Genomic DNA, 5,404 nt, shown 5'->3' on the forward strand with positions numbered 1-5,404 from the left:
TATGAAGACCTCGTGATAGCGCCAGCTTTATCATAACAATTTAAGGTTGGTACTCAGCGTTGCAAGCGGGAGCTGTCAAAATCTTTACTTTTCCCTAACTCAGCTCCTTCAACTTAAAGCGTGCGCCGAAGCAAATGATAAATATGAGTACAATACCTACCAGCTGTGGCCATCTTGCGCCACAAAGGAACTCGTCCCCCACATGCTTACTGAGATCGAGGCATGTGTAAACCGTAGCCCCAGAAAACCAAGCTTTGATCCATGATGCTTTATTCATTGAGTATCCTTAGCTTAAACTTAATATAAACAAAAAGTATATAATTATTATACACCCTCCAATCCAAGCTTGACTCTTATGGAAAAAAGAGATACTAGTAAATGGCTTTACAAAAGATTACACAAGGTTAACCAAATAATCAAAAGGAGTTGTTTATGAAAATCATTGATTCTTCAATGTTAAACTTTGTTTCTGGTGGTAGGGGTAACAATGGCGGTGACCGTGCTGATAATGGTGGCCGGAACGATAGCGCTCGAAATTCAGGTCGTGATGCAGCTACATATGCAGGCGGGGCCGCAGGCACTGCAATTGGAATCTTAGCCGGTGGGCCTGTCGGGGGACTTGTCGGTGGCTTAGTTGGTACCGTTGCTGCTGGTCAGAGCTATGATTCGGCGATGAGCGCTGTAGATAAATATGGTAATAATGGTAATGGCGGCGGTGCGTTTGGTGGAGATAGTAACAAGAATAGTGTTAACGGACAATGCCATTGGTAAATATACAAAAGAGGTTCTTTTGAACCTCTTTTTTAGATTCATAGGCCAAATAATGTTAAATCAGTTTAAGCGGTTTATTTTTTTCTTTGTTATTTTCTTTTTAGGAAATGTTTTTTTTGGTGTGGAGGTCACTATCAACATAGTGAAGTCTAGTATTTTATCACTGGTGACTGTAATACTTATTTCTGTATTTAGTAGCCAATGGTGGAAAAAAAACATCCTCAAAGTAAAAGTAGACAAATAGCTTCATCTATGAGTCATATACATATAGTCGATTTATAGATGAAGAAGTTAGCTCGGCAATATATTTCGACATCCGTCCACTATATTGTATAAATACCTGCACTCAATATAACGCAATTCATTGCCATATGCAGTGCAATTGGCATTACTATCCCTCTGGATATTATTCTGGATGCAATCAGGATGATAGAAATTAGAAACAAAATAATTAACGTTCTGACATCCGTGTATTGAGTGTGTAACACAGCAAATAAGAACGAAGTTACTAGAGATGCGATGTAAATATTACCACGAAAAAAAACCAGTAAAGCTGTTAGCAACCCCCCTCTGAACGCCAATTCTTCATAAACCGGAACGATTAAAACTAACATGAAAAAATTAAGCCAAAATAAGCTTCCTTTTCCGGTTTCCTGCTCCATCACCCAGTGTTCTGCTTCCCTGATATCCAGAATGTAAGCAACCGCAGTTTGAGCAAGTAGAATGAGGAGTAGAAATATTAAAAATTGCCTAACACTAAAACATCCCCGCCCCATGTCGTCCCATTTTCTGAAGAAAATGAAATATAAGGGAACAATAAATGAGAACTCAAGAACATATAAAACAATTAGTAATAGCCCTGATTGTTCGAGTGCAACCTTATCAGGAACAACAATTGGGTAAAATGTTATCCCAACCAAAAGAATAAACAACGCAAAACAAGCAAACCCGCGTTTTATACTCATTCCCGTTCTGTTATTCATCTAACTTTCCTTTAGCCCAAGGTAAATAACCCGATCTGCTGACGCGATTGTCGTTTCGCGGTGGGCAATAAACACCCGTGTAATGCTGAGTGCCTTAATCGCCTGATTCACCTTCGCTTCACTGTCCTTGTCCAGCGCACTGGTCGCCTCGTCCAGGAACAAAATCGCCGGCTTCTTGTAAATGGCTCGGGCAATAAACAGGCGTTGCTTCTGCCCACCGGACAACCCTTCCCCCAGTTCGCCGATCAGGGTTTCGTACCCCATCGGCATGCGCATGATCACCTCATGCAGATAGCTGGCTCGGGCACAGACCTCCATCCAGGCATCATCCATCTCGTCCGCGAACCCGCAGATATTTTCCCGGATCGAGCCGGAGAACAGCTTGTCGTCCTGCATCACGCAGGCGATCATCTTGTGATAGTTGTTGATGCCGAGCTGCCGGATATCGACGCCGTTCACCTCAACCCGCCCTGAATCCGGGGGAAACAGCCCGCACAGCACCTTCATCAGCGTGGTCTTGCCAGCCCCGGACGGGCCCACGATGGCCACACTTTCCCCCGGTGCAACGTTGATGTCCAAGGCATCAAAGACCGCCGGTGACTGGCTGTCGTACCGGTAGCTCAGGGCATGGGTGGACAACCCCATCGGTTGCATTCCCGAGATATATGGAAGGTCGGGCTTGCGATCTTCCCGTGGGTGCAGGGCAATATCGGCAATACGTTCGTTATGCAGGCTCATCATGCGCAGCTGCAGCAGAAACGCCGTCAGGGACCCGATACGATCGGAGAACTGTCCCCGAAAGGCACCGAACGCGACGAACATGCCGAGGGTCATCTGATTGTCGATCACCAGACTGGCCCCCAGCCACAGAATGACAACCTGGTCACAGGCCGCCACGAAGGTGTTGATCCCACCAAACAGCATGTCCATTCGGGTGATCCGGATACCGGTATTGATGGTGTCGATTTCAAGATTGAGCCAGTGAGCGATGCGGCGTTCCGCCATGCCCTGCATTTTGACGGTAGCGATACCGTACAGCGTCTCCATAAAATATGAACCGGCGCGGGCATTTCTCACCAACGCTTCTTCGGACAGCTGGCGATAATAGCCGTAGGTCAACAGGCGCATCAGCACATAGAGCGCGGTGAAAGTGAGCACTACCCAGGTCAGCCAGCCGCCATACAGCACCATCATCACCAACACACCGATCACCATGATGCCGTCCATGATGGCGCCGATGATACTGGTGGTGAAAGTGCTGCGCAGCGTATCCAGCGAACCGAAGCGTGACTGAATGTCACCCAGCTTACGCCGTTCAAAGTAACCGAGCGGCAGGCGCAACAGGTGGGTAAACAGACCGGACTGCCACTGCACATTGATGAGCGTCGACATGACCAGTCCGGACCAGGCGCGCACCATACCAATGGCGGCCCGCAGCAGGATGAACAGCATCAGCCCAAGGCAGATGAGCGTCAGTAACCCGCGATCCCCGGCAGGAATAGCGTGATCCATCACCAGCTGCGTGCCGATAGGCATCACCAGGTTGATGGTTTCGAATACCAGAGACAGGCAAAAGATTTTGCCGAGCGCCCCCTTGAGGCCATGCACGCTGCCAATTAGCGTACGCAGGTGAATGCGGTGGCGAATGCTGTCGGCGGTGAAGGCGGTGCCGGGCCAGGCCTCAAGCGCTACGCCGGTGAAACTGTGCGACAGTTCCGTCAGGCTGATGGCCCGGCGCCCGCGCGCCGGATCATGCAGCACTACGCGGTGGCCCTTGACGCTGACCAGCACCACGAAATGGTTGAATTCCCAGTGCAAAATGCAGGGCAGTTTCAGCGCGTTGAGTTCGTCCAGATCCAGAGACAGAGGACGGGTGTTCAACCCCAGCTGCTCGGCGATACCGGTCAATCCAACCAATGTGGCACCGCGCGTTGACAGGTTGAACTGCCGGCGCAGCGCGATCAGGTCGATGTTTTTTCCGTAGTAACCGCATATCATCGCCAGGCAGGCCAGCCCGCATTCCGACGACTCGGTCTGGTGCACCATCGGAACCCGGTGACGTAGCCGCAGATCCAGCTGGCTGACCCGTTGTTTGAATGCAGGCTTACTCATTGACCGGCCCCGTCGCGCTGTGTTTCATGTCGTAGAACGGTGACAACATCCATTGATAAATCTTCCTTTTTTCCAGAAACAGGGTGCTTTGCGCTTTCATGCCGTTTTCCAGGCTCAGACGTTTACCGTCATAGGCAATGGCCTGTTTTTCCGGAATGACAATCACCTTGTAGTAGGGCACAGCGGCGGTCAGCGCCGCTTTTGGGGCCCCCTGATAGGTCAGCATTTCCTGCGGTGAGGCCGGGGCTTTGGAGATGACGGACACCGTACCGGCAAACTGGCCGAATTTTTCCGCCGGAAAGGCGTCATAACGTACATTGACCTTGTCACCGGCAGCAATGTAAGGAATGGCATCGTTAGGTACCCACAGCACGAGGGCGTAGTGATCGATGTCGTGGGGGATCACCTGCAGCAGGCTGTCGCCGACGTTGACCATTTGGCCAACCGTGACGCTCAGCGAATCGATACGGCCATCAGCCAGCGCACGAACGACGATCGCTCCACCGGCATCGATGTTGAGCCGCTCTTTCTGCAGCTCGTAGCGCTGCAGCTCCATCTGGAAGATCTGGTTGTCGAAGTTGGCGGCCTGGGTATGGATCTGGCTTTCCAGCGCGGTGATCTGCAACGCATTCTGTTCGTTCTGGCCGGACAGGCCCAGCAGGTTGTTCTGCTGCTGGTAATACAGGGCCACCTGGTTGGTGAGCTGATCCTTGTTGATCAGTCCCTTGGTCTGATAGTGCCTGTAGTTCTCCATGTTCTCCTTCATGATGCGTATCCCTTCCTGAGCACGCCGAAGAATGTCGGTTGAGCGCGAAAACGCGGCGGTATATTGCGCCTTCTGTTTTTCCAGCATAGTGAGCGTGGCCTGCTTGCTGCTTTCCAGTCGGCTGATGATTTGCGCAATGCGTGCCAGCTGGCCATCGATATCCCGCTGCTGGTTATCGCTGACTACACCACTGCGAGTGCTTTTGCTGACGTCAATCTGGTAAATGGGTGCTCCGGCGGTGATCACCTGCCCTTCGGTGACAAATTGTTTGACGACTACCCCCTGAACGGAAGAATAGACGTTGGCGGCACGCGGATAGGTGCTGACCTCACCAGTCACATTGACCCGTCGGGTATAGGTACCGGCGATCACGAAGGTGAGAAATGCAATGAGAAAAAACAGGCAGAGCCCTGCTATGAGCCAAAAGGGAATGCCGGGAAGGAGGAGCGCCCGACCACGCCATTTCATTCTCTGATTATCGATCGCTTCCTGGCGAAACACCGTTTTTCTTCCTTAAAAAGAAGGGGGAATGAAGTCCAGCCCCATTATGCCGTCAACAAATCGCTAAACACCAGCGTTGCGGTGAGTGGGCGTTTAATGGATTGTTGGACATAAAATGGAGCAGAAGCCGGGAATGAAGATATCGCCCGGTTATCCCCACTGATGCATGAGCATATCAATATGCTGGAGCATTGTACGTTCACGCTCCCGGAGGGTATTTTAAAGGGGGAACTTAGAACGTTAAATTTTAATACAAACAACGAATTATCTT

The 5,404-nt window shown here is 50.5% G+C and carries 4 protein-coding genes; 1 reads left to right on the top strand and 3 read right to left on the bottom strand.

Going from position 1 to position 5,404, the window contains the following annotated elements; all coding sequences use genetic code 11:
• Nucleotides 1-432 precede the first annotated feature (432 nt).
• Nucleotides 433-771 carry a hypothetical protein gene (locus AC6BYQ_RS03945; RefSeq protein ID WP_154746899.1) on the top strand — a complete coding sequence of 113 codons (339 nt, stop codon included), beginning with the start codon at nucleotides 433-435 and terminating at the stop codon, nucleotides 769-771.
• 323 nt (nucleotides 772-1,094) lie between these two features.
• Here the strand turns inward: AC6BYQ_RS03945 and AC6BYQ_RS03950 are convergent, their stop codons facing one another.
• Genes AC6BYQ_RS03950 through AC6BYQ_RS03960 form a run of 3 tightly spaced genes read right to left on the bottom strand, consistent with a single transcriptional unit; the run spans nucleotide 1,095 to nucleotide 5,133 of the window.
• Nucleotides 1,095-1,754: a CPBP family intramembrane glutamic endopeptidase gene (locus tag AC6BYQ_RS03950; RefSeq protein ID WP_498056340.1), complete on the bottom strand. Its 660-nt coding sequence runs from the start codon at nucleotides 1,752-1,754 to the stop codon at nucleotides 1,095-1,097.
• Nucleotides 1,755-3,866 (bottom strand): peptidase domain-containing ABC transporter, encoded by a 2,112-nt coding sequence (locus tag AC6BYQ_RS03955; protein WP_498056341.1) that lies wholly within the window; start codon nucleotides 3,864-3,866, stop codon nucleotides 1,755-1,757.
• Nucleotides 3,859-5,133, bottom strand: a complete 1,275-nt coding sequence (locus tag AC6BYQ_RS03960) for an HlyD family secretion protein (protein ID WP_498056342.1) — start codon at nucleotides 5,131-5,133, stop codon at nucleotides 3,859-3,861. Before AC6BYQ_RS03960 ends, AC6BYQ_RS03955 begins: the two co-directional genes overlap by 8 nt.
• Nucleotides 5,134-5,404: the final 271 nt, after the last annotated feature.

This window comes from Serratia sp. LTN-2 (assembly GCF_059740205.1).

Excerpts from the sequence above, each read along its gene's own strand:
- AC6BYQ_RS03945 (WP_154746899.1), top strand. The coding sequence starts at position 433 with ATGAAAATCATTGATTCTTCAATGTTAAACTTTGTTTCTGGTGGTAGG.
- AC6BYQ_RS03950 (WP_498056340.1), bottom strand. The coding sequence starts at position 1,754 with ATGAATAACAGAACGGGAATGAGTATAAAACGCGGGTTTGCTTGTTTT.
- AC6BYQ_RS03955 (WP_498056341.1), bottom strand. The coding sequence starts at position 3,866 with ATGAGTAAGCCTGCATTCAAACAACGGGTCAGCCAGCTGGATCTGCGG.